Below are 25,566 nucleotides of genomic sequence, written 5' to 3'. Positions count from 1 at the left end.
CGATTTATAGGTTTAGGAATGTTGTTTTTTCTAATTCTTTCTGCCAGTTGGTACAGGCGGTAATTTTCTGCCTTCAGGAGGTAGTTTCAACCAGGTTTGATACGCTTCTGCGATATAAAAATCGTAGTTAAAAGGGCGTTCGCTTTTTACCCGGGCCACCGAAGGGCGGTACATGTTAATAAAATCTTTCAGTTCCTGTCCCTGCAGCTTGATGAGATCAGCTACATGCTCTTCATTAAAATACTGGTTGATCTCGCTTTCGTAAGAAGAGGTTTCTTCAAGCCGTTTTACTTTGGCGCGCTCACGCTTGTCCTTTCCGGAACCAAAGGCCAGTCCTACACCACCGGCACGCTGGATATTCTTTGTTGGTGCAATGCCAGACACACGGCTGAAGCCGGGAGCATTGGGATCTTTCAGCTGCAGATCGTTAGACAACCTTGCTCCCTTTACATCCACCTGTTTCAGATTGGTAGACTGCGAAGGAAGATAGATAGTTTTGGCCTGCAGGTTAGTCAGGTATAAGGTATCCACATGGTAACCCGGCAGGGAGAATTCCAGCAGGTCGCCCTTATTGGCCTGAATCGTAAACTGCCCTGCGGCACCCGTTACCACCACCTTCTGGTTGTTCAGGTTTCTCACCGTAACCTTCTGAAGAGGGAAACTTTTATTTTCATAATCAAACACCCCGCCGCTGATTCCCGTCTGCGCAAACGTGTATAATGGTATCGTCAGCAACAGGACGATAAATAACCTCTTAAGCATTTCCATTTTATTCTCTTTTCAGGTGATGAGTCCTGCATGAATATGCAGCACCCAAATATAATTTAGTTTGTCACTATGTGTTATTCTTTAACAAATATTAACAGGTAATAGTTTAGTTATTTCAATAAAGCCGAGTACTGCGCTTCATCAAAACTAATTAGAACAGCCTTTCCATCCTGCTCCACTACAGGGCGTTTAATGGCACTCAGGTTTTCGAGCAGTACTGCAATGGCGCTTGCTTCGTCTTTCACCTGGCTCTGCTGTTCTTCAGAGAGCTTTTTCCAGGTTGTACCTTTTTTGTTCAGCACCTTCTCCCATCCAAAGACTGCACACCATTCCTGCAGCTTTGCGGCCGTGATCCCCTGTTTTTTAAAATCATGGAACTCATAATCAAACCCATGCTCTGCTAACCAGGTCCTCGCTTTTTTTACTGTATTACAATTGGGTATTCCGTATACTGTCATATCTTAGAAATAAAGCGCTAAAGCTAGCTATATTTCTTAATTCGTCACATTTTTTTAGCCGTTCATCACATTTTATCATATCAAATCAAAAACTACTGTAGTATTGTACCGATGAACATAAAAGATTTAAATAAAATAGAATTTTGGGCAGCAAGTTTGATTTATGGCTGCGCGGTATTGATACTCATATCAAATGGTTCCAATGCACATACCCAGGTTCCGGACCAGTTTAAGAATGCTGGAATCGAGTTTAGCTATGTTTCCAATTATTTTATCCCGGAACTGTTTCGCTATTCAATCCTCTATTTCAGTTTTCTGCTGCTAAACTTCTGCTGCCTGCCACCACTCTACAGAAAAAGCAATATCGGGTTTAACACTGCTATTCTAATTGCCACCTACCTCATCTCCGGATTGGTGATCAGTATTACCCAGACTTACACCAAAACCTATGTGCTCTCGCAATACCCCGATATTGATGATGCCTATAATCACATTTTCTTTCAGGGCTTCACCTATTCGGCCTGGCTGGTAGTTCTCATCTGCATTTATGTAGCACTAAAAAATCTGCTCATCTACTTTACAGATAACAAAGAGGGCAGCATCCAGGACAGGATGAAACTGGAAATTGTTTTTGGTCTTGCTTTCTGGTTTGTGGGGATGTTATTGTGGCTCGCTGCCGGTGTAGACTTTGAGGTGATCATTTGCTGGACTTTCGTGGTGATGGCCTGCATCTTTACCATCATCTATTCAATCTATTATCTCATCCCTTCAGTAGGATCCGCTGTTAGGCCATACCGTACCTATTATGGTAAAATTACCCTGATTACTATACTGCTCGCAGTACCTGTGGGCATAATGGCTGCGCTGATTGCCGGCAGAGGTGAACTCTTTATCGTAGTCAACCTTTTTCAGATCCCTGCGCAACTGTGCCTCAGCGCCCCGCTGGCCTGGTACATTTATAAAAACAGAAATGAAACCGAGCAGGAGATCTTCAGCCTCAAAAAAGAATTGGGAAAATCAGACGCTTCGCTGGGTTTTCTGAAGTCGCAGATTAACCCCCATTTCCTTTTCAATGCATTAAATACACTCTACGGGACAGCACTGCAGGAAAATGCAGAGCGCACCGGTGAGGGCATCCAGAAGCTGGGAGATATGATGCGTTTTATGCTGCAGGAAAATATGCAGGACAAGATTGCGCTCAGCAGGGATATCGACTATCTGAACAACTATATCGAGCTTCAAAAATTAAGAACATCCCTGTCTGTAGATATCGTCATCAGTACTCAGATCGAAGAAAACTTCAGCCCCCTGCAAATTGCACCTATGCTATTGATACCTTTTGTAGAAAATGCTTTTAAACACGGCATCAGCCTGCAGTCGCCCTCGCATATCAAAGTTACACTCCAGACCAGGGGAACAATGTTGTATTTCGATGTAAACAACAGTATCCATCTCAAAGCAGATGGCGATCCTGAAAAACTGCAGAGCGGAATAGGCCTGCCAAATGTGCGGCAGCGGCTGGATCTGTTCTATCCAAAAAAACATGAGCTGATCATCAGGGAAAGTGCCAAAGAGTTTTTCGTACATTTAACGCTGAATTTAGCTTAAAAAATGATTGCTATCGCGATAGATGATGAGCCTATAGCTCTGGATATTGTAAAATCTCATGCCTCCAAGGTGCCTTTTATCACCCTGGAGGCAGTTTTCACCAATGCCTTTGATGCCATGGCATGGCTGCAGAAAAACCCGGCAGACCTTATCTTTCTCGATATCAAAATGCCCGACATCAGTGGGATCGACTTTCTGAGCAGCCTCAGCAATCCTCCTCTGGTGATTTTCACCACAGCCTATGCAGAGCATGCGGTGAAGGGCTTTGAACTGAATGCGCTCGATTATCTTTTGAAACCCTTCTCCCTGTCCAGGTTCCTGAAGGCATGCAGCAAGGCCGAGGAATTATACAGCCTGAGAAACAAGACCGGCGGAATGTCCGCTGTGCCTGAACATCTTTTTATCAAAGATGGTTATGAACAGGTTAAAGTGATCATCAGCGACATTCTGTATATCGAAGCTGCCGGCAACTACACCCTCATCCATTTAAATAATAACACTTCCCTCAGCACCAGAATGCCAATCGGCGATATGCAGCTACTCTTGCCTGCCCGCAGATTTGTGAGAACACACCGGGCGTATATCGTAGCTAAAAGTGCTGTCAGCAAATTCGACAGAAACCAGGTATGGATCGGCGATAAAATTATACCAGTTGGCGCAACATACGCACAATCATTACTGGAGTTTTAGCAAAAAAAGACACATTTGTTCAAAAAAATCATTCCACTAATATGTGTAGGGGAACATTTTATCTGTATTATTGTCACATGTTTTAATCATATTAGGACAGAAATGGTTCATTTACCCGGCAATTTTTACCTTTTTATATGTTCAAATACACATTTAGACAACAGGTAGTACTAGGATTTACCCTCTCCTTATTGTTCGTACTGATCTCTGCAATTACTTCTTATCTGAGTATCAAATCCATGAATAACGATTCTGCATGGGAAAGTCACACTTATGATGTGATTGATCATGCCCAGAATCTAGAAGTCAGGATATTAAATACCGAGACTGGTTTGAGAGGCTTTATTCTCACGCAGCGCCCGAAATACCTCGACCCTTACAATCAGAACATGAATAAAATCATGCCGCTGGTAAAAGAATTACAGCGACTGACGGCAGATAACCCGGAGCAGCAGGCAAGACTGGATTCCCTGGAGTTTTATACAGGACAGAAAATCCGCGACATGCAGGAGATCCTGAATACCAATGCTTCACTGGGACAAAATGAAGCGATCAAAAAGGTACTTACCGATAAGGGAAAGCTGTTTAAAGATAACATGCTGAGGGTAAATAATCAGGTAATCAAAGCCGAAACAGAACTGCTGACCATTAGAAAGGATAAAAGAGTGTCCAGCGGACAACGCTCTACGGTTATTGTCCTGCTGAGCTCAGTAATCATATTAGGTCTGGTATTGTGGTTGTCGAGTTTTATTAAAAGAACCTTCAATGAACAAAAATTAACAGAGATAAAAATCCGCGAGAATAACGAGGAGCTGGCCCGGGTATCTGACGAAAATGAGCAGAAAAACTGGATGTTATCCGGAGCCTCTGTAGTGAATGAGTCGCTCCGTGGAGAACAGGAGATGGAGGAACTCTGCACACATGTCATCACAGACATGTGCAATTATGTAAATGCCAGCGTGGGGGCCATGTACCTCTACAATTCCAAAACACATAAACTTGAGCTGACAGGCAGATACGCCTTTGAAGTAAAAAAAGGGAAAAACATAGAAATCGGGCTGGGCGAAGGTATCGTAGGCCAGGTAGCGGTAGAGAAGCAGCTTAAACAGATGCACAACCTGCCTGAGGATTATATTAAGGTAAGTTCAGGTCTGGGCAGCACGGCCGCAAAATCACTGATTGTGATGCCCGTACTGTTTGAAGAGGAACTGAATGCCGTAATCGAATTAGCACTGCCGGTTATCCCTACCCCATTGCAGGTCAACTTTTTTGAAAGGATCACCACCAATATCGGCGTAGCCATCAACCGTACACAAGCCAGGGAGAAACTGCGTGAGCTCTTTATGCAGACACAACAGCAGGCCGAGGAACTGGAAAGTCAGCAGGAAGAATTGCGTACCACCAATGAAGAGCTCATCCATAAATCTGAAGAACTACAAGCTTCCGAAGAGGAGCTGAGGGTACAGCAGGAGGAACTGCGCGAAACCAATGCAGAGCTTGAAGAAAAAGCCAACCAGCTCGAGGAGCGCAACCAATTGGTAAACGAAGCCCGTGAGGCCATGAGCGTCAAAGCGGCAGAGTTGGAAGTATCAAGTAAGTATAAGTCCGAGTTTCTGGCCAATATGAGCCATGAGCTGCGTACCCCACTGAACAGTATCCTCATTCTGGCCAGGATCCTGAAGGAGAACAGACCGGACAACCTCAATGAAGAGCAGCTAAAATATGCCGGTGTAATCCATAATGCGGGTAACGACCTCCTGACGCTGATCAATGATATCCTTGATCTCTCAAAAATTGAATCCGGAAAAATTGAACTGGATATTGAGCCTGTGAGACCACAGGAGATCAAACAGAATATGGAATCGCTGTTTACGGAAATTGCCAAAAGCAAAAAGATAAGTTTCAGAACTGTTCTGGGTGCTGATGTGGCGGAGAAGTTCACTACCGATCTTTCTAAAGTAGAGCAGATTGTAAAAAACCTGCTGTCCAATGCCTTTAAATTTACTCCGGAACAGGGAGAAATTAAGCTGGAAATCAGTAAGGCCGGAAAAGATATCGCTTACTATTCTGAGCAGCTGCAAAATAGTACTGAGCAAATCCTTTCCTTCAGTGTCAGAGATTCTGGCATCGGGATTCCCGAGGATAAACAGAAACTCATATTTGAGGCCTTTAAACAGGCAGACGGTACCACCAGCAGAAAATACGGAGGTACCGGCTTAGGGCTGTCCATCAGTAAAGAACTGGCGAATATCCTCGGTGGCGAGATCCAGGTGGAAAGCGAGCCCGACAAAGGCAGCTGTTTCACCCTGTACCTTCCGGCAACACATATGGAAGGAACACTGTCGATAGAACAGACAGCGAATCTTCATCCGGAGACGATCATCAAACCACTGATTCCTGAACCTGTTATCGTACCCGTAAATAAAAACCAGAAACAGACGCTGCTGATTGTGGAAGACGACCTGGTGTTTGCCGATGTACTTAAAGATTACGCAGTGGAAAAAGGATTTAACCCTATCCTCGCCCATAGTGGTGATACCGGACTGCAGATGGCGGAGGATGAACTGCCTGATGCCATCATCCTGGATATTATGCTGCCTGTAATGGACGGCTGGGGCGTGCTGAAAAGACTGAAAGCAAACGCACTTACCAAACATATTCCCGTGCACATGATGTCCGCAGGCGAGGTTAAAGGTGAACGCGCCCTTAAAGAAGGAGCTATTGGATTCCTCAAGAAACCTATAGAAAAGGATGAACTGGACGATGCGTTTTCGGCGCTGAACTCCGGCAATATCACCTACGATTTCAAAACCGTGCTCGTAATCGAGGATCATGAACTGCAAAGCCTGGTGGTCAAAGAGCAGCTGTTAGAAAAGGGTATCGAGGTAGCGCAGGCCTTTACCGGCAAGGAAGCCCTGGAAATGCTTGATCAGCGTACCTTTGATTGTATTATCCTGGATTTAAACCTGCCTGACATCACCGGATTCGACCTCCTTGATCAGATCAAAACCCAGGAGAAATTCACCCATGTACCTGTCATCATCAATACTGCGATGGAGCTTGACCAGGATAATATTGCCCATATCATGAAGTATTCTGAGGCGATGGTGCTCAAGTCCAATAAGTCGAACGACAGACTGATCGATGAAGTAAGTCTATTCATGAATAAGCTCAATAAGCAGGGCGATACTAAATCTGCCCCTGCCGGAAATGCTAAATCCAAAACCGTTTCCACCATTGAAAAGGTATTAAAAGATAAGACCATTCTGATTACAGATGACGACATGCGGAACATCTTCGCCTTATCGAGTGCCCTGCAGGTGTATGACATGAACATCATTATCGCCAATAACGGCAGGGAAGCAGTGGATAAGCTACAGGAAGAAAATAAGATCGACCTGGTGCTGATGGATATCATGATGCCTGAAATGGATGGCTATGAAGCGATGAAACTGATCCGTGAGCAGAAGGAACACAAGAAACTACCAATTATCGCCTTAACAGCAAAAGCGATGAAGCACGACCGCGAAAAGTGTATTGAGGCTGGGGCAAATGATTACATCGCCAAACCTGTGGATATCGACCAGTTACTGTCGATGATGAGGGTTTGGTTAAGCTAACATAATGGGAAAACTACCGGAACAAAATGGCCAGGAGCTGATCAGCTTTGAGGAACTCAACGCCTTAACGGTCTTCATAAAGAACGTCCACGGCTTTGATTTCGGCGATTATTCTCCTGCTTCACTGAAGCGGAGAGTAACCAGAATCATGCAGCTGCAAAAACTAAGCCTCTTCGATTTACGTACATTGCTCACAAACGACCTGGATTACTTTGAATCTTTTTTGATTGAGGTGACAGTGAATGTGACCGAGATGTTCAGAGATCCTCTCTTTTACAAATCTTTAGCAGCAAATATCATCCCCTACCTGCAATCCTACCAAAGGATCAAGGTGTGGAATGCAGGATGTTCAACTGGTGAAGAATTGTATTCGTTTGCCATATTTTTTGCCGAACAGCAATTGTATGACAGGAGTTTTTTTTATGGTACAGATATCAATGCAGATGTTTTAGAATTTGCAAAAAATGGAATTTACGATTTGCAGAAGATGAAGCAATATTCTGAAAATTATCAGAAAACCGGAGCCACCCATACCTTGTCAGATTATTACTCTGCACGTTATGAGGCTGCCTCCATCAACCATTCCTTAAAAAAGAATGTGCTTTTCTCTGCGCATAACCTGGCTTCGGACGGGGTATTCAATGAGTTTCAGCTGATCTCCTGCCGTAATGTGCTGATCTACTTCAATACTGCTCTACAGGAGCGGGTGATCGACCTTTTTTATCACAGCCTTGCCAACTTTGGTTTCCTGTGTCTCGGCTCCAAAGAAACCCTCAGAAGTACCGAAATCGGACGCTTCAAAATAATCGATCAAAAAAATAATATATACCAAAAAATAGCCTAAGTCTTCCTTCTGCTGAAGCCCCCTAGTAATTATGGAAAAGATTAATATCCTCATTGTTGATGACAGACCCGAAAATATAATTGCTTTAGAGGCACTACTGGAACGGGACGATGTAAATTTAATCTCCACTACTTTACCCAATGAGGCGCTGCGCATGGCCTGGGAGATGGACATTGCTATTGCACTGGTAGATGTGCAGATGCCCGAAATGGATGGCTTTGAGCTGGTAGAGATCCTGAAAAGTAACCCCCGTACCAAGGATATCCTCGTGATCTTTGTGACGGCTATTTCAACGGATGCCAAGTATGCTGTACGCGGACTGAATACTGGTGCTGTAGATTATCTCTACAAACCACTGAACCCTTATGTGACTTCTGCAAAAGTAGATTCATTTATACAGTTTGTACGTACGCAGCGTGATATCGTAAAAAAGAACAAAGAACTTGAATCTTACCAGAAAGAGCTGATCAGGGCCAGAGACCTTGCAGAGCAGGGCAAAAAGATCAAAGAGAACTTCCTTGCCAATATGAGCCATGAGATCCGTACCCCGATCAACGGGATCATCGGTATCACCAACCTGCTGGAAAAAACAGAACTGACGGACGAGCAGAAAGAGATGATTGATCTGCTGGAAATCTCTTCCAACTCGCTGCTGGGTGTGATCAATGATATCCTCGACCTTTCTAAAATTGAAGCCGGAAAATTCAAGATCAACAGGGCCCCGACAGACCTCGTTGTGATCTGCCATTCGGTTGTAAACCTGCTGCGTATCCGCGCCAAGGAGAAAAACCTGGAGCTGGTTACGGAGTACGATGAAGACCTGCCCAAATCTATTATGGCAGACTCCCTGAGGCTGAACCAGATTCTGATGAACCTGATTGGTAATGCCATCAAGTTTACAAGTAACGGAAGCGTGACGCTGAAAGTTGAGATCACGGAAAGAAAAGCGAACAATGTAAGATTGAAATTCTCCATCAGGGATACCGGCATAGGTATTCCACAAAATAAGATCGACAAAATATTTGAAACCTTTGAGCAGGCAGATGACAATACTACGCTGAACTTTGGCGGAACAGGTCTCGGCTTATCTATTGTACGTAATTTAGCAGAGCTGAAAGGTGGAGAACTCACTGTTACCAGCGAAGAGAATGTCGGCAGTACATTCTGCTTTATCAACTGGTACGAAGTTCTGGAAACATCCCCTGAAGATGCGAAGAGAGTGCCGGAAAAACTGGCTGTATTTGAAGATGTAAAAATCCTTGTTGCCGAAGATAACCCCATCAATAAGTTCCTGATCGTAAAAGTACTGAAGGGCTGGAACATCATCGCTGATGTGGTAGAAAACGGGAAGGAAGCCCTGGATAAGCTGGCAGAGAACGAATACGATTTGATTCTTATGGACACCTTTATGCCGGTTATGAATGGCCTGGAGGCTACCAAGCTGATCAGGGAAGGTTATGTCGAAGGTAAAAAAGATGTCCCTGTCATCACCTTCTCAGCGGCTGTAATGGAAAATGATAAAAAAGCAGCGATAGATGCTGGTGCTAATGATGTGCTGAGCAAACCATTTGAACTCGGCATCCTTCATGAGAAGATTACCGAGTATGCTGCAAAAAAGTAAGATTATTTATTGAAAGCTGTCATCGTCTGGGCAGGCCCGATGGTGACAAAGCTTTTGATGAGTTCAACACTCCTGTCAATCAGTACCGGTAATTCAGGCTGTTCATCTTTATCAAAGGGGCCAAGCACATAATCTGCCTGCCGTCCTTTGGCAAAGTTATCGCTGATGCCAAAGCGAAGACGCGGATAAGCCTGTCCACCGCAGATGCCCTCTATACTTTTCAGGCCGTTATGCCCTGCACTGCTGCCCTGTAATTTGAGTCGTAACTTGCCCAGCGGTAGTGCCAGGTCGTCCACAATTACCAGTACATTTTCCAATGGGATGTTCAGATCATGCATCCAGTAATTCACTGCTTTTCCGCTTAAGTTCATGTACGTGGTCGGTTTGATCACATGCAGTTTTCTGCCTTTAAATGAAACTTCTGAGTAGTAGGCCAGGCGCAGGTTGGAGAAGGATCCATCCAGTTGTTTTACCAGTTCATCGGCGATATTGAATCCAATATTATGTCTTGTATTGGCATATTCAGGCCCGATATTCCCCAGACCCACGATTAAGTATTTCATCCTCAAAGATAAGATTTTGACATAAAAAAACAGCACTGAAAAGATTCAGTGCTGTTCCAATTTGCTGAAGGGTATTCAGCTTATTTTTTACCGGCTTGTTGCTCAGCTTGTTTCAATGCTCTTGACATACCTACAGAAACGATTGTATCTTCAGGAGTGTTAGTCACAGTGTAAGCACCTTTAGCAAGGTCACGTACACGGAACAAGTTACCTACTTCAAGTTTAGCAATGCTTACTTCAACTACCTGTGGCATATCTTTTGGTAAAGATTTAACACGCAGTTTACGTAATTTCTGAACCAGTTTACCACCCATTTTAACACCTGGAGAAGTTCCGGTTAATTTGATAGGGATCTCCATAACGATTTCTTTGTCTTCGAATAACTGAAGGAAATCAACGTGTAATAACACGTCAGTTAATGGATGAAACTGTAATTCTTTTATGATTGCTTTGGTTTTAGTACCATTGATATCAATTTCTAAGAAGTTAGCTTCAGGAGTATAGATAGCCTCCTTTAATTCAGTAATCACTACAGCAAAATGTGCTTGTTCTTTACCACCATACAATACTGCAGGAACTTTACCTTCATAGCGAAGCTCTTTAGCATCGCGTTTCCCTACGTTCTCTCTTGGAGAACCGCTAATTGCGATTGTTTTCATTTTATATATTTATTTATTGTTATTAATCTATTCTAAACAGGTCACTGATTGATCCGTGCTCATTTACATTGGCAATGGCCTTTGCAAATAGCTCAGCAGTACTCAGTACCCTGATTTTTGAGCTCTCCTGTTTCAGTGGAATAGAATCTGTTACGATCAGTTCCGTCAGTACAGAATTTTCAACAGTTTCATAAGCCTTACCTGATAATACAGGGTGTGTACAAACTGCTCTCACACTCTTCGCTCCCTTTTCCATGATCAGCGCTGCAGCTTTCGCTAATGTACCTGCAGTATCACAGATATCATCAATCAGCACGATATCCATTCCGGTAACATCTCCGATGATCGACATAGATTCGATTTCATTGGCACGTTTACGGCGTTTATCACAAATGACAACCTCTGCATTGAAGAACTTTGCAAAAGTACGTGCCCTGTAAGAACCACCCATATCCGGTGATGCGATAGTCAGGTTTTCCAGCTTCAGGCTCTTGATATAAGGAACAAAAATGATTGATCCGTCAAGGTGATCTACCGGAATATCAAAAAATCCCTGTATCTGTGCCGCATGTAAATCCATGGTCATGATACGGTGGATACCGGCAGACTTCAGGAGGTTAGCTACCAGTTTTGCACCAATTGCCTGACGGGGCCTGTCTTTTCTGTCTTGTCTTGCCAGACCGTAATAAGGAACAATAGCAGTAATATAATGTGCTGAAGCTCTTTTTGCGGCATCAACCATCAGGAGTAATTCCATGAGGTTGTCAGAAGGCTGATAAGTAGACTGGATCAGGAAAACGTCACATCCTCTTACGGATTCGTCATACGCGGGCTGAAATTCACCATCACTAAACCTGTTTATAGAAACACTACCAAGGGGTCTGCCGTAACTTTCGGCGATCTTGAGGGCTAATTCTTTAGTGCCTGTACCGGCAAAAAGTTTAACGGGGTTAAATTGCAGTGGCATGATTAGACGGGTATCAACACTGGGTTAAAAAAAATCGGATTGCGTATTTTACCTCACAATCCGAATATGTTTAGTTGCCCGACCAGGATTCGAACCTAGACAAACGGTACCAAAAACCGTTGTACTACCTTTATACTATCGGGCAATCTCCCTTCAGATTAACCGTGGGTTGTTCTGAATTGGAATGCAAATCTACGCAGATTTTTCATATTTGCAAATCCTCTGCAAAAATAATTGAAAATAATTATAAAAACGCGTCCTGAGGCCATTTAAGGCGTTATTTTTTGTTAAACTATAATTATCTATGTACTTATGTCAATCTTATTGATTATTTTCGGCTGCATTTTTATAGCCAAATTTATATATCAATTACAAAATGAACTACTCAAAAATTAATAACATTACAGGATGGCTCTGTTTCATCATTGCCAGCTTTACCTATATACTCACGCTGGAACCCTCAGTAAGTTTCTGGGACTGCGGTGAGTTTATAGCATCTGCCTTTAAAATGCAGGTAGTGCACCAGCCAGGTGCTCCATTGTTCTTAATGATTCAACGCTTCTTTTCGATATTTGCCTTTGGTGATACCCAGAAAATTGCCTACTTCATGAACATAGGCTCGGCTATGGCAAGTGCAGCAACTATATTGTTCCTGTTCTGGACCATTACGGCACTCGCCAAAAAGATGATCCCGAAACGCAACGAAGATCTGACCCTGGGTGATATGGTGATGATCATGGGTGCAGGTGCCGTAGGTGCCCTCGCTTATACCTTCTCTGACAGTTTCTGGTTTTCGGCAGTAGAGTCTGAGGTATATGCACTATCCTCCCTGTTTACCGCTATTGTATTCTGGGGCATCCTGAAATGGGAAGCCGTAGCTGATGAGCCGCGTGCCGACAGGTGGTTGCTGTTCATTGCCTATATCATGGGATTATCCATCGGTATCCACTTACTCAACTTATTAACTATTCCGGCAATTGCCTTTGTATACTATTTCAAGAAGGAAAAAAATCCAACCAACATGGGTGTATTCAAAACCTTCGCTGTTGGTATCCTGATCCTGGCCTTTGTTCAATATGGTATCATTCAATATGTAGTTTCCTTTGGTGCCTATTTCGACCTGTTCTTTGTGAATACGCTGGGTATGGGCTTTGGTACAGGGGTGATCTTCTTCGCCATCCTGCTGATCGCCGGTTTTGTATGGGGTATCCGTTATTCGATCAAAACACAGCATAAAATCTTAAACCTTGCATTACTGTCAACAGTTCTGATTGTTTTTGGTTACTGCTCGTTTGCCATGATCATCATCAGGGCTAAAGCGAATCCAAACTTAAACAACAGTAATCCTGATAATGCATTCTCATTCCTGAGCTACCTGAACAGGGAACAATACGGAGACAGGCCATTACTTTTCGGCCCTAACTACAACTCTGAGAAAGTCAGCCTTAAAGAGGGTAAAAACATTTACAGAAAAGGAGATACCAAATATGAAGTAGCCGGTAAAAAAACGGATTACGAATATGACAGAACTACACCTTTCCCAAGGATGTACAGTGATGAGCAGAGACACGTAAATGAATACAAAAGCCTGATGGGTTTTGACGACAGTCATTTCCCGGGTCTCATTGATAACATCAACTACCTGTTCAAATACCAGATCGGCAACATGTACATGCGTTACTTCATGTGGAACTTTGTGGGTCGCCAGAATGATGATCAGGGTGCAGGTATTTATCAGGGTCAGTTCCTGAGCGGGGTTAAACCTATTGATGCGATGATGCTGGGCGACCAGTCGCACCTCCCTCCTTCTATCGTGGACAACAAAGCTTACAACCGCTTTTTCTTCCTTCCGCTGATCATTGGTCTGATGGGAGCAATATGGCACTTCAAACGTAACCAGAAAGACGCTGGTATTGTAGGTCTGCTCTTCTTCTTTACAGGTCTGGCCATTGTGCTTTACCTTAACCAGAAACCATTGGAGCCAAGAGAAAGGGACTATGCCTATGCAGGCTCATTCTACGCCTTTGCAATCTGGATAGGCTTTGGTGTCTTCGCCATCAGGGACTGGGTATTCAATAAGATCAATGCGCAAAATGGCGCTATCATTGCCACAGTGATCTGTCTGCTGGGCGCTCCGGTAATTATGGGCGCACAGGGTTGGGATGATCACGACCGTTCTTCAAAAATGGTAGCACACGATATCGCAGTGGATTACCTGGAGTCATGTGCTCCTAATGCGATCCTGTTCACCTATGGTGATAACGACACCTACCCTTTATGGTATATTCAGGAAGTTGAAAATGTAAGACCTGATGTACGTCTGGTAAACCTGAGCTTATTTGATACAGACTGGTACATCGACGGCATGAAGCGCAAGCAAAATGAGTCTGAGCCACTTCCGATCAGCATGAAACCTTCGCAATATGTACAGGGTGTAAGAGATGTAATGTACTACCAGGATTATAAAATTGCGGGTTCTGTAGAATTAAAAAACATCCTGGATGTCCTGCTGTCTGATGATGATGCTGACAAAATTCCTTTGCAGAACGGAACCAAGGAAAACTTTATACCTACCAAAAACTTCAAGATGACAATCAATCCTGAAGAAGTGGTAAAAACAGGAACCGTTAGTGCGGCAGATTCTGCCAGGATTACCCCGGTAATGCAATGGACCTTCAATAAAGGTTACGTTACCAAAGGTACACTGGCGATGCTGGATATCCTTGCCAACAACAACTGGAAGAGACCGATTTATTTTGCAAGTACGGTACCTTCAGATCAGTTTAATGGTCTGGATAACTATTTGTACACCGAAGGACTGGCGATGCGTTTATTGCCGCTTAAAATAGATACTGCTGCCAGCAGAAATGAACTGGTAAATACTGATGTGCTGTACCGCAACATGTACACCAAGTTTAAGTGGGGTAACGTGAAAGAAGCGAAATATCTTGATCCACAATCTTCTGATGATATCTCTATCTTCAATAACATCTTCAATACTACGATCAGCGGATTGATCAAAGAGGGTAAAGTTGAGGATGCCAAAAAGGTTGTTACGCGTTATTTCGAAGTAATGCCTGATAAATTCTATGGCATGCGCTCTATGATGGGTACTTATTTCCTTGCAGAAAACCTCTACACCCTGGGCGATGCACAGCTTGCAAATACACTGATGTCCAAATCGGCTGATTATATCCAGAAGGAGCTTACCTACCTGGCAGATGTGTCGCAAAGCAGAGGCAGGTTCATCGGCGGACAAAACGTTCAGCTCGGATTGCAGTTCCTCAACCAGATGGTAAAAACTGCTACAGAGCAAAAACAAACCAAACTTGCACAGCAACTGGCACAACAATTCCAGGGACTGGAAGCGCGTTTCTCACCATACTTCGCTCAGCAGCCTCAAGAGTAGGCTGAGCGAAATCCAGGGCATAAAAAAGCGGCCTGCAAATCTGAGATTTGCAGGCCGCTTTTTTATGCCTTATGTACTTTCCCTTTTGAATAAAGTAACTCCCTGTTTCAAAGCCTTATGTTGCGTTTCAGCAACATACAGCTTTGAAACAGGGAGTTACTTTATTCATTCACTACTCCCATTGAACAAAACTTGTCAATACGGGTGGCTATCATTTTGTCAGTTTTCTCTTTACCCAGTTCTTTCAGGTCTGCCAGGATCTGCGCTTTCAGCGTTTCCCCCATGGCAGCAGGATTTTGGTGTGCACCACCCAGAGGCTCTTTAATGATGCCATCAATCAACTGGTTTTTGTACATATCAGTAGAAGTCAGCTTTAAGCACTCTGCTGCTCTCTCTTTGTAATCCCAGCTGCGCCAAAGGATAGAAGAGCATGATTCAGGTGAAATTACCGAATACCAGGTATGTTCAAGCATATATACTTTATCACCGATACCGATACCCAATGCACCTCCAGATGCTCCTTCACCAACGATGAAGCAAACGATAGGCACTTTCAGTACCGACATTTCGAGCAGGTTTCTGGCAATAGCCTCGCCCTGTCCGCGTTCTTCGGCCTCAATACCCGGATAAGCACCCATGGTATCGATAAATGAAATTACTGGTTTGTTGAATTTTTCTGCAAGACGCATCAGTCTTAATGCTTTGCGGTATCCTTCAGGATTGGCCATACCGAAATTGCGGTACTGACGTTCCTTTGTGTTTTTACCTTTCTGATGTCCGATGATCATTACCGTTTGTCCGGCGATGGTAGCAAAGCCACCGATAATCGCTTTATCGTCTTTCACGGTGCGGTCGCCATGCAGCTCAATGAAATCGTCACAGATCATGCTGATATAATCCAGCGTCTGTGGTCTTTCAGGGTGGCGTGACAATTGAACTTCCTGCCAGCCGGTCAGATTGGTGTACAGTGCGCTCTGAGTTTTGGCTAATTTCTCCTCCAGCTCTATCAGTGTAGCAGACATATCTACTTTTGTTTTATCAGCAACCTGTTTAACCTTTTCAATTTGCTGCATCAATTCAGCAATAGGTTTTTCAAAATCAAATGACGTTTTTATCTGTTCCATAAGTGGGCGGTAAAAATAGGTATTTTATTTAAAAAAAGGTCATTTTATTTCTCTTTGCCATTCTGAATATAAAGAACTGAGATTGCCCCCAGGATCATAAATATTCCTGCCAGTACAATCGCGTAAATCGCTTCGCCATGATAGAACTGCTTCACGATCAGCCCTCCGAACAAACCGTTCACAATTTGCGGCATGGTGATAAAAAAATTGAAGATCCCCATATATACCCCCATCTTCCGGGCAGGTATGGCGCCCGACAAAATCGCATAGGGCATCGAGAGGATACTTCCCCAGGCAAGACCGATACCGATCATAGAGATGATCAGGTAATCCGGATTACTGATAAAATAAATTGATAACAAGCCCGCTCCTCCGGCAGTAAGTGAAAAAGCATGCGCTATCTTACGACTTGTTGCCCGCGCTAAAGAAGGCAGAATCAACGCATAGATTGCCGAAACACCATTATATACCCCGAATAGAAATCCTACCCAGTTACCAGCATCCGCAAACTTTACCGATGATGTATCTCCGGGAAGTACTTTATAAATATGCTGTGCGATAGCAGGTGTAGTAAATACCCACATAGAGAACAGTGCAAACCAGGAGAAGAATTGTACCAGTCCCAGCTGTTTCATCGTCAAAGGCATATTAGAAAAATCCGAAAGGATGGACCACAGGCCTTTCTGTTCCTCTTCTTCAGGTTCCGCAGCATGATACAGCGCCATCTGTTCAGGCGGATATTCCTTGGTATTCAGTACCGTCCACAAGATGGTAAGTAGCAGGATTGCCGCCCCGGCATAAAAAGAGTAAATCACATTATGTGGTACCTGACCAGCGGCAGCTACTTTAGATGCCCCCAGGTATTCTGAAAACACATAGGGCAGCCATGAGCCCGAGATCGCACCTGCACCGATCAGGAAAGTCTGCATAGAAAATCCAAAGCTTCGCTGCTCTTCAGGGAGCTTGTCCCCAACTAAAGCCCTGAAAGGCTCCATCGCCACGTTGATAGATGCATCCATGATCATCAGCATCCCTGCACCAATGATAATCGGCGGCAGGAAACCTGCCATTGCACCCGCATTGGGCATCAGGATCAGCGCCATCGCTGTCAGTATTGCCCCTATGAGAAAATATGGCCTGCGGCGGCCAAACCTGTTCCAGGTTTTATCGCTGTAGTAACCGATGATAGGTTGTACAATCATGCCCGTCAGCGGTGCCGCCAGCCAGAACAGCGATAGATGTTCCACATCGGCGCCAAAAGTTTGCAGTATCCGCGACGCGTTGCCATTCTGCAGCGCAAAGCCAAACTGAATACCAAAAAATCCAGCACTCATGTTAAAGATCTGGAGGTTGGTCAACTTAGGTTTAACAGCAACAATTTTATTTTCTTCCATAGCAGGTTTATAGGTTCGGAGCTTAGAAAGCCAGGACCTGTGCGGTCATTGGCAATACCCATACAGGTATCGTATTCTCCCTGATATCGTTTATAGTTAAGTCGGACAACTGATCGCGTACAGTGCCAACAGCGTTGCCCTGCAATATTTCCGCAGGGATCTGCAGGTTGCATTCCATCCTGTAATGACGGTCAAAGTTGACCAGGATGAGCAGGCGCTGCATAGCCGTATAGCGCACATATCCGTACATCCTTTTGTTCATATTACCGGCAACAGGAATTTCCCAGAGCTTGCCATGGGCAATGGCTTCAGACTTACCGGCAAACTGCAGCAGTTTTACATAGTAATCCCGCAGCGCCTTTTGTTCGGTGCCCAGTCCGCCGCCATCAAAGGCGCCGTTGTTCATCCATTTCTGGTGCTCAGGTACGCCCCAGTAATCAAATATCGAAGTGCGGTTATCATCGCCGCCAAAACCCTCTGCAGCCCTGGCAGGCTCACCCACCTCCTGACCAAAATAAGTCATTACCGGACCGCCGGATAAAGTTGCAGACACCACCATTGCCGGCAGTGCCAGTTCGGCTCTTCCAACAAAACCATTTGAGGCAATCCGTTCTTCATCGTGGTTTTCAAGGAAACGCAGCATTTTGTCGCCAAAGCCCGCGCTTTCATGTTGCCACACCCTGCGGATATCATTAACATCCGCATGTTCCTCACTTCTGATCAGCCTTTTTAGTCCGTCATATAAGCCCACCTTATCATACAGGTAATCAAACTTACCCGTTGTCAGGAAAGACTCATACTTTGAAGGATCATAGGCTTCCCCAATAAATACAAGGTCAGGATTCACCTTCTTCACTTCAGGGATCACCCAGTTCCAGAAGGCCAGCGGTACCATTTCCGCCATATCACAGCGGAAACCATCTACCCCTTTATTTGTCCAGAACACCAGGATATCGCGCATTTTCGTCCACACTCCCGGAGTAGGATCAAAATGTTGTTTCTCGTGGTCCAGGTAATCTATGCCGTAGTTCAGCTTCACCGTCTCATACCAGTCGTCCACTGAGGGCCGCTCAGAAAACACGTTATTACCCGTGGCTTTGGCCGGTGATTCCTTATAATATTTTTGCTGCAAAGCGCTGAGTGGCGTTTGTTCATGAGATTTTGCGGCAGGAACCACAAAGTCCTTCCCCGGAACGTAATAGTAATCATTCGAAGCCCCAAAAGCCAGGTTCACATCATCAGCCTCGCCAAAGTCTTTTACACCGGCGGGCTTCATGCGCGATTTGTACTCACGCGCTACGTGATTAGGCACAAAGTCGATAATCACCTTCATGCCCTTGTCATGTGTCCTTTTTACCAGCGCCTCAAATTCTGCCATACGGTTTTTCACATCCGTAGCCAGATCGGGGTCTATATCATAGTAGTCTCTCACCGCATAAGGAGAGCCTGCCCTACCCTTCACCACATTGGCATTGTTTGCAGGCAGCCCCGCGCTGCTGTAATCCGTCAGCGTTCCATGAGCGATCAGCCCTGTATACCACACATGTGTAGTTCCCAGTTCATGGATACCCTCCAGTGCGCGGTTATCTATGTCAGCAAACTTACCACTGCCATTCTGTTCAATCGTTCCGTAAGGAACATTATTCTGCTGCTTATTGCCAAACAACCTTGGCAAAAGCTGATAGATCATTAGCTTGTTATTCTTGTTCTGTGCCATACCTGCATCCATAATTCCTGTAACCAGTAAAGTCATTAAGACAGCCGTGCGGCAAGAGCTCATCATACGGTCAACCCTTTATAAGCGATTACCGTTTCACCTGCCGGCACACTGTGCAATTGGTTAAAGATATTAATGTCCATTAATGTTTCTGCAGGATTCACGATAGTAATCTCCTCACGTGTCACTTTTATTTGCAGCTGCACACCACGGAAGCCAATTTTAAAAGCAAAAGACTGCCATTCTTCCGGCAGGAAAGGACTGAATGAAAGCTGGTTATTGCGCACACGCATACCTCCGAAACCTTCTACAATGCTCATCCATGTACCCGCCATCGATGTGATGTGCAGACCGTCTTCCGTATCATTGTTATAATCATCAAGATCCAGACGCGAAGTACGCAGGTAAAACTCATACGCTTTTGCACCATCATTCAGCTTTGCTGCCAGGATGCTGTGTACACAAGGCGACAAAGAACTTTCGTGTACCGTACGTGATTCATAGAAATCAAAATTGCGGCGCAGCGATTCGATGTCATAGTTATCCTCAAAGAAATACATCCCCTGCAGTACATCCGCCTGTTTGATAAAACATGAACGCAGTATCCTGTCCCAGCTCCATTTCTGATTGATCGGGCGTTGTGATGCAGGCAGTTCACTTACCAGCGTTTGTTCCTTATCCAGGAAGCCGTCCTGCTGCAGGAATATTCCCTTTTCCTCATCATATGGAAGATAGATATGCTCAGATACCCTTTTCCAGTCGGCAAACTCCTGCGACTCGTCGAGCGAAGTTTTCGTTACGATCTCCTGGTATCTTGCAGCGTTTTCCGCCTTAACAATCTCCGCAGCTTCCATCGCATAATCCAGACACCATGCCGCCAGCGTATTCGTATACCAGTTATTGTTTACGTTGTTCTCATATTCATTTGGTCCCGTTACTCCCAGCATCACATACTGCTGTCTGGCTTCACTCCAGTTTACCCTTTGTTTCCAGAATCTGGCAATGCCGATCAGCACCTCCAGTCCGTATTCAGCCAGGTAACTTTGGTCGCCCGTATAGCGGATATAGTTAAAGATCGCAAAGGCGATAGCTCCGTTACGGTGGATCTCTTCGAAAGTGATCTCCCATTCGTTATGGCATTCTTCACCATTCATCGTCACCATCGGATACAGCGCCGCACCCTTATCGAACCCAAGCTTCTCAGCATTCTCAATGGCCTTTTCCAGGTGTTTATAGCGATATACCAGGAGGTTTTTTGAAACTTCCTGCGGAGCTGTAGACAAGTAGAACGGAATACAATATGCTTCCGTATCCCAGTAGGTGGAGCCACCGTATTTCTCACCGGTGAAACCTTTAGGGCCGATATTTAAACGCGCATCCTTGCCTGTATAAGTTTGGTTCAGCTGGAAAATATTAAAGCGGATCGCCTGCTGTGCTGCAACATCCCCTTCAATGATAATATCACCTTCTTCCCATTTTGTTGCCCATGCAGCAGCCTGTTCTTCAAGCAAGGTTTTAAATCCTTTTAGTACAGCCGCCTCCAGCACAGATTTTGCTGTAGCTGTTAAGGCTGCAGGTTCATAGTTCTGTGAAGAAAGGTTAGTCGCTATTTTATAAATATCAACAGGAGTATCAAGTGTGATATCAAAAGATGCCTTCTCCGCAAGATATTTATCTTTCACGTCAGCATCTGCTTTAAGCGCGATCTGGTCAGCTTTTACATATACCAGAGTTTTTACGCCCGTAACCACTTCGAATTCCGTCTTCCTTGTGCGCATCGTCAGGAACGAACCACTATCATCCTGCGTTCTGCTTACCTCATCCCAGAACTTCTCATCATAATTGGAATCCTGGTTTTTAACATCGCCGTCAATGAAAGAACTCAGTTCCAGCTTTCCGGAGAAATTAAGTGCTGTCAGCTGGTAATGTAATGCAGCAACCTCATCATTTGCGATGCTGAAGAAACGTTGTGCCTTAACACTGATTTGCTTTCCTGAAGCCAGCTCTGCGGTAAAACTGCGTTGCAGGTAACCTTCCTTCATGTTCAGGATACGTTTGAAATCTCTCAGCTTGCAGGCATGTAAATCCAGCTCCTCGCCATCAAGGTGGATCTGAAGACCCATCCAGTTGGCAGCATTGAGCACCTTGGCAAAGTATTCAGGATAGCCGTTTTTCCACCAGCCAACCCTTGTCTTGTCAGGATAATAAACCCCCGCCACATAATTTCCCTGTAGTGTTTCGCCGCTGTAACTTTCTTCAAAGTTGGCACGTTGTCCCATGCGCCCGTTGCCGAGGCTAAAAAGACTTTCAGATATTTTATTTAAATGAGGATCAAAACCTTCCTCTATGATATTCCACTCTTCTGCTTGTATGTAATTCTTCATCAGCGTAACTTATTTATTCTTTTGAACCACCAGATCTATCAATTGCTGTACTGATACGCCAGCAAGATCTTTCACATAAATATCTGCACCCGGGAGGTTCTTTTCTTCTCCCACAGCCACGACGGCCATTTTTGCCGCTAGTGCAGCTTCTACCCCTGCCGCAGCATCTTCAAATACGATACAGTCTTCTGCTGAGGCCTCCAGTAGCCCGGCACCTTTCACAAATACTTCCGGATCAGGTTTAGATGTCGTTACGGCATTGCCATCAACGATAGCATCAAAAAAATGCGTCAGGTTTGTTCTTTCCAGTATCAGTCCGGAGTTCTTGCTGGCAGAGCCGAGGGCAATCTTAATCCCTTTTGCATGCAGCGCTTCCAGGAGTTCCAGCGAGCCCGGTAAAACTTCTGAGGCCGACATCTTACTGATCATATCTACATACCAGGTATTTTTCAGGGTCGCCAGTTCTTCTTTTTCCTGCTCCGTTTTTTGTACGCCGCCCCAGTCTAAAATTTTGTCGAGGGAGCGCATACGGTTCACCCCTTTCAGCTGTTCATTCTGCTCATGGCTAAAGTCAAAACCTAAAGAGTTTGCGAGTTTTTTCCAGGCCTGGTAATGATATACTGCGGTATCTACCAACACCCCATCCAGGTCAAAAATGCATGCTATCGTCGTATCTTTCATCTTAATTCAGTTCTAGTACCAGCGTAGTTTTAGCCGGAACGGTAATCTCCTTGGTTGTATTTAGTTTCCCGCCAGTAATCACATTCGTTAATCCTGCAGTGTTCTTTAGCTGTGCAGCAAACCTGTCAGTCTTCAAGGTTTTGGCTTTATCTTCAACATTAAGAATTACCATCACACTTTTCGGGCCGTTTTCAGTAGTTCTGAAATAGACATACATCCCATCTTCAGGCACATACTGGATCAGTTTTCCTGTGGTTAAAGCCGGGCTGTCCTTGCGGTAGTGCGCCAGTTTACTCACAAAGTTAAAGGCTTCATTTTCCTGCGGAGTACGTCCGGCAGCAGTAAATTTACTCATTTTATCTCCTGCCCATCCACCTGGAAAATCAGATCTTACCAGGCCATCCGGATCAGAATAATTTTTCATGAGAATTTCAGTACCGTAGTACAGCTGAGGTACGCCACGAAGCGTGAGCAGGAGCGCGATACCTGATTTATATTTATTGATATCTTCATTTACCATTGAATAAAAACGGCTCATGTCATGATTATCAAGGAAGATCTCATTGCGGGTAGCATCCTGATAAAGGAAATCCTGGGAGAGGATATTGTATAAACGGAAGATCCCGTCCGTCCATCCCGATTTACCATTCAGTGCCTCATAAATCGTATTCTTCAATACATTGTCTGTTACACCTGGCAGCTGTGAATCAAAGCCCCTGTTTACTGTATTTCCCTGCGTAAAGTACGCCTGTGAAGCTACAGAGTTTACCAGCGTTTCACCAAAAATCGACAAGTGAGGAAATTCAGCTTTCAGCTTCTGCGCCCAGTCGGCCATATATTCCGGTTCGTTATAAGGATAAGTATCCAGTCTCAGTCCGTCAATACCTGCATACTCGATCCACCAGATGTGGTTTTGTGTCAGGTAATTTTGTACGTATGGATTTCTCTGGTTCAAATCTGGCATCGTAGGTACAAACCATCCGTCCAGCATTTTCTTTCTATCGCCTTCCGCAGCATGAATGTCCATTACAGGCTCATCGCGGTAGCTGCTTTGCGTAAAAACCGGCCATTGGTTTACCCAATCTTTCATTGGCATATCCTTGAAGATCCAGTGACCTGTACCGATATGGTTATGAACAATATCTTTTATGATTTTAAAGCCATTTGCATGCGCTTTTTCTACGTAAGTTTTAAACAAGGGATTTGTTCCGTAACGCGGATCAATCTGATAATGATCAGTTACAGCATAGCCATGATATGATGCTTTTGGCATGTCATTTTCTATCTCTGGTGTCATCCAGAGTGTAGTCACCCCTAAGTCTTTGAAGTAATCAAAGTGGTTCATTACCCCCTGGATATCGCCCCCATGGCGGTAATACATAGAGTCGCGGTTCAGCGTTTGCTCTGCCAGCCCTTTCACCTTATCATTGGAAGGATCGCCATTTGCGAAGCGGTCTGGCATCAGGAGATAGATCAGGTCTTTGTTGGTAACACCTTGTATGCGGGATGGCGAGGCATCCCTGTTTTTCAGCTCATAGCTAAAATCGAATTTCTTTTTACCCTTCTCCAGAAATGAGATCGGGAATTTGCCGGCTTTCGCATCAGCGGATATTTCCAGGTCGATGAAGAGATAGTTAGGGTTTTCTACCTGGTGGATTTCTACCAGTTTTACACCAGGGTAGTTCAGCGTAGCTGTGTAGCCTTTAATGTTTTTACCATGCACCAGCAGCTGCAGTTTCGGATTTTTCATTCCGGTAAACCAGAACAGTGGATCTACATGATCCAATTTCGACTGTGCCCATGTATTTGCTGAGAGCAGCACCAGGAAAATAACGTATAACTTCTTCATTTTTTTGCTTGTTTTCTAAACTGACCGGAAAGATAATTTGAGAGGGATAAACTAAAAAAAGTGCCCTGATAAAGATCAGGGCACGGGTGGTGTGTGTTTGTTATTGTAATAGTATCGAGTAAACGTAATTTCCAGGGATACTTACGTTAAAGGTAATCTTATAAGTTCCTGCAGCAGCTACAGGAATAGCTGTTCCGCCAGCTACCAGCGTTCCGTCAGCAGTTGCGTTGCTTCCGAAGTTGATGGCGTCAGTACCGTTAGCCCTGAACTTCAATGTTCCGGCAGACAGTGCTTTGGTTACCGTCCATACTTTGGTAGTCATATCATAGGTCATTGGCGTTTCAACATTTCCAGTTGCGGCACCCATTACAGCCCATGTAGTTTTTACTGCCGAGTAAGTCAGTGCCGTAGTGTTTGCTTTTAGCAGGTAATATCCCGCACCTGTAACCTTCAGGTTATCTCCAGCTCCGGCAACTATTTTACCAGCTGCAGCTGTTCCGTATATCACATTGTCCCAGTTTGGTGCAGAAGTGATTTTGAATTCATTCACTGCGTCAGGGAAATAGATAAATCCTTCGTAAGCTTTATCATCAGCAACAGAAGAGATCTTCGCTGCTGAAGCAGGAGTCCAGGCAGTAGTCTGATAACTACCCGGCACATACAGTGACGGATAGTCAATGATGATCTGGTACGGAGTGATCGTATAGGTCAGCGTATTGGAGTAGGCTGCAGGATGTTTATCGCTGATGCTTGCTTTTACCCTTACATCAATCTTGCCTGCTACACCATTAACCAGTTTCAGCTGATTGCTGATACTGTTGATTTCAGCAACGGTTACTGTTTTTGTGAGTAATGATCCCGCAGATAATTCTTTGGGCGCTTTAAAGTTATTTCCTGCAACATCAACCTGAACGGTATAAGATACTACATTGCCTTCAAAACCAAAGCTGGATGCGCTGTAGTTAAAGACCCCAAAATTTGTTTCAGCGTTTTCCTCCTTCAGTACCTGCGTAGCTACTGCAGAAGAAGTTAATGCCGGTGCGGTACCGTTTCCGGCCACCACTTTATTTTCGTCCTTTTTGCATGACATGAACATCAGTACGATCATGCTGAAGGCTAAGCTTTTTATAGATAATGCGTTCATCTTTTTATGTTTATATTTTTATCTGAAAGATGGAGCCGTTGATAATTAAAATAATGATTGTAGTAT

General features: G+C 44.5%; 18 protein-coding genes and 1 tRNA gene. 6 read left to right on the top strand and 13 right to left on the bottom strand.

The features are described from left to right. Positions 1-30: 30 nt before the first annotated feature. Both OQY15_RS07585 and OQY15_RS07580 read right to left on the bottom strand, forming a co-directional pair. The gene (locus OQY15_RS07585; protein WP_265789669.1) at positions 31-768 is read right to left on the bottom strand and encodes a hypothetical protein; all 738 of its coding nucleotides are present in this window, start codon (positions 766-768) and stop codon (positions 31-33) included. Between the two features lie 110 nt (positions 769-878). Beyond that, positions 879-1,226 carry an ArsC family reductase gene (locus OQY15_RS07580; protein WP_265789667.1) on the bottom strand — a complete coding sequence of 116 codons (348 nt, stop codon included), beginning with the start codon at positions 1,224-1,226 and terminating at the stop codon, positions 879-881. A 111-nt stretch (positions 1,227-1,337) separates the two neighbouring features. On the opposite strand from OQY15_RS07580, the gene OQY15_RS07575 reads away from it, so the two are divergent. From OQY15_RS07575 to OQY15_RS07555, 5 genes are all read left to right on the top strand, one after another. Then, a complete protein-coding gene (locus OQY15_RS07575) occupies positions 1,338-2,834 on the top strand; it encodes a histidine kinase (RefSeq protein ID WP_265789664.1) in 1,497 nt (498 codons plus the stop codon). Between the two features lie 3 nt (positions 2,835-2,837). Next, the gene (locus OQY15_RS07570; protein WP_265789662.1) at positions 2,838-3,524 is read left to right on the top strand and encodes a LytTR family DNA-binding domain-containing protein; all 687 of its coding nucleotides are present in this window, start codon (positions 2,838-2,840) and stop codon (positions 3,522-3,524) included. A gap of 137 nt (positions 3,525-3,661) precedes the next feature. Continuing rightward, a complete protein-coding gene (locus OQY15_RS07565) occupies positions 3,662-7,144 on the top strand; it encodes a response regulator (RefSeq protein ID WP_265789660.1) in 3,483 nt (1,160 codons plus the stop codon). A gap of 4 nt (positions 7,145-7,148) precedes the next feature. Further along, entirely contained in the window at positions 7,149-7,988 is an 840-nt protein-coding gene (locus OQY15_RS07560; protein ID WP_265789658.1) for a protein-glutamate O-methyltransferase CheR, read from the top strand. Between the two features lie 31 nt (positions 7,989-8,019). Next, on the top strand, positions 8,020-9,609 hold the full coding sequence (locus OQY15_RS07555; protein ID WP_265789656.1) for a response regulator: 1,590 nt from the start codon (positions 8,020-8,022) through the stop codon (positions 9,607-9,609). 2 nt (positions 9,610-9,611) lie between these two features. Here OQY15_RS07555 and pth read toward each other — a convergent pair whose 3' ends face one another. The 4 genes from pth to OQY15_RS07535 form a co-directional block, all read right to left on the bottom strand. Further along, a complete protein-coding gene (pth, locus tag OQY15_RS07550; protein WP_265789654.1) occupies positions 9,612-10,172 on the bottom strand; it encodes an aminoacyl-tRNA hydrolase in 561 nt (186 codons plus the stop codon). An 80-nt stretch (positions 10,173-10,252) separates the two neighbouring features. Next, positions 10,253-10,831: a 50S ribosomal protein L25/general stress protein Ctc gene (locus OQY15_RS07545; protein WP_265789652.1), complete on the bottom strand. Its 579-nt coding sequence runs from the start codon at positions 10,829-10,831 to the stop codon at positions 10,253-10,255. 22 nt (positions 10,832-10,853) lie between these two features. Continuing rightward, entirely contained in the window at positions 10,854-11,798 is a 945-nt protein-coding gene (locus OQY15_RS07540; RefSeq protein WP_265789650.1) for a ribose-phosphate pyrophosphokinase, read from the bottom strand. 74 nt (positions 11,799-11,872) lie between these two features. Next, positions 11,873-11,943 (bottom strand) — tRNA-Gln (locus tag OQY15_RS07535). Between the two features lie 231 nt (positions 11,944-12,174). On the opposite strand from OQY15_RS07535, the gene OQY15_RS07530 reads away from it, so the two are divergent. Continuing rightward, complete coding sequence (locus OQY15_RS07530; protein ID WP_265789643.1) at positions 12,175-15,207, top strand: DUF2723 domain-containing protein; 3,033 nt, start codon at positions 12,175-12,177, stop codon at positions 15,205-15,207. A 161-nt stretch (positions 15,208-15,368) separates the two neighbouring features. Here the strand turns inward: OQY15_RS07530 and OQY15_RS07525 are convergent, their stop codons facing one another. From OQY15_RS07525 to OQY15_RS07495, 7 genes are all read right to left on the bottom strand, one after another. Continuing rightward, positions 15,369-16,331 (bottom strand): acetyl-CoA carboxylase carboxyltransferase subunit alpha, encoded by a 963-nt coding sequence (locus tag OQY15_RS07525; RefSeq protein ID WP_265789641.1) that lies wholly within the window; start codon positions 16,329-16,331, stop codon positions 15,369-15,371. A gap of 44 nt (positions 16,332-16,375) precedes the next feature. Then, complete coding sequence (locus OQY15_RS07520; RefSeq protein ID WP_265789639.1) at positions 16,376-17,725, bottom strand: MFS transporter; 1,350 nt, start codon at positions 17,723-17,725, stop codon at positions 16,376-16,378. A 22-nt stretch (positions 17,726-17,747) separates the two neighbouring features. Continuing rightward, complete coding sequence (locus tag OQY15_RS07515; RefSeq protein ID WP_265789637.1) at positions 17,748-19,508, bottom strand: alpha-amylase family protein; 1,761 nt, start codon at positions 19,506-19,508, stop codon at positions 17,748-17,750. Beyond that, on the bottom strand, positions 19,505-21,826 hold the full coding sequence (locus tag OQY15_RS07510; RefSeq protein ID WP_265789635.1) for a glycoside hydrolase family 65 protein: 2,322 nt from the start codon (positions 21,824-21,826) through the stop codon (positions 19,505-19,507). The genes OQY15_RS07515 and OQY15_RS07510 overlap by 4 nt, the downstream gene beginning before the upstream one ends. A gap of 9 nt (positions 21,827-21,835) precedes the next feature. Continuing rightward, positions 21,836-22,507, bottom strand: a complete 672-nt coding sequence (gene pgmB / locus OQY15_RS07505; RefSeq protein ID WP_265789633.1) for a beta-phosphoglucomutase — start codon at positions 22,505-22,507, stop codon at positions 21,836-21,838. A 1-nt stretch (position 22,508) separates the two neighbouring features. Next, positions 22,509-24,356: a glycoside hydrolase family 13 protein gene (locus tag OQY15_RS07500; RefSeq protein ID WP_265789630.1), complete on the bottom strand. Its 1,848-nt coding sequence runs from the start codon at positions 24,354-24,356 to the stop codon at positions 22,509-22,511. Positions 24,357-24,456: 100 nt separating this feature from the next. Beyond that, on the bottom strand, positions 24,457-25,500 hold the full coding sequence (locus OQY15_RS07495; RefSeq protein ID WP_265789628.1) for a SusE domain-containing protein: 1,044 nt from the start codon (positions 25,498-25,500) through the stop codon (positions 24,457-24,459). Between the last annotated feature and the right edge of the window lie 66 nt (positions 25,501-25,566).

The sequence above is a fragment of the Pedobacter sp. MC2016-15 genome, from assembly GCF_026239695.1.
In the GTDB taxonomy this organism is placed as follows: Bacteria; Bacteroidota; Bacteroidia; order Sphingobacteriales; family Sphingobacteriaceae; genus Pedobacter.
This window is presented reverse-complemented; position numbering and strand designations above follow the sequence as displayed.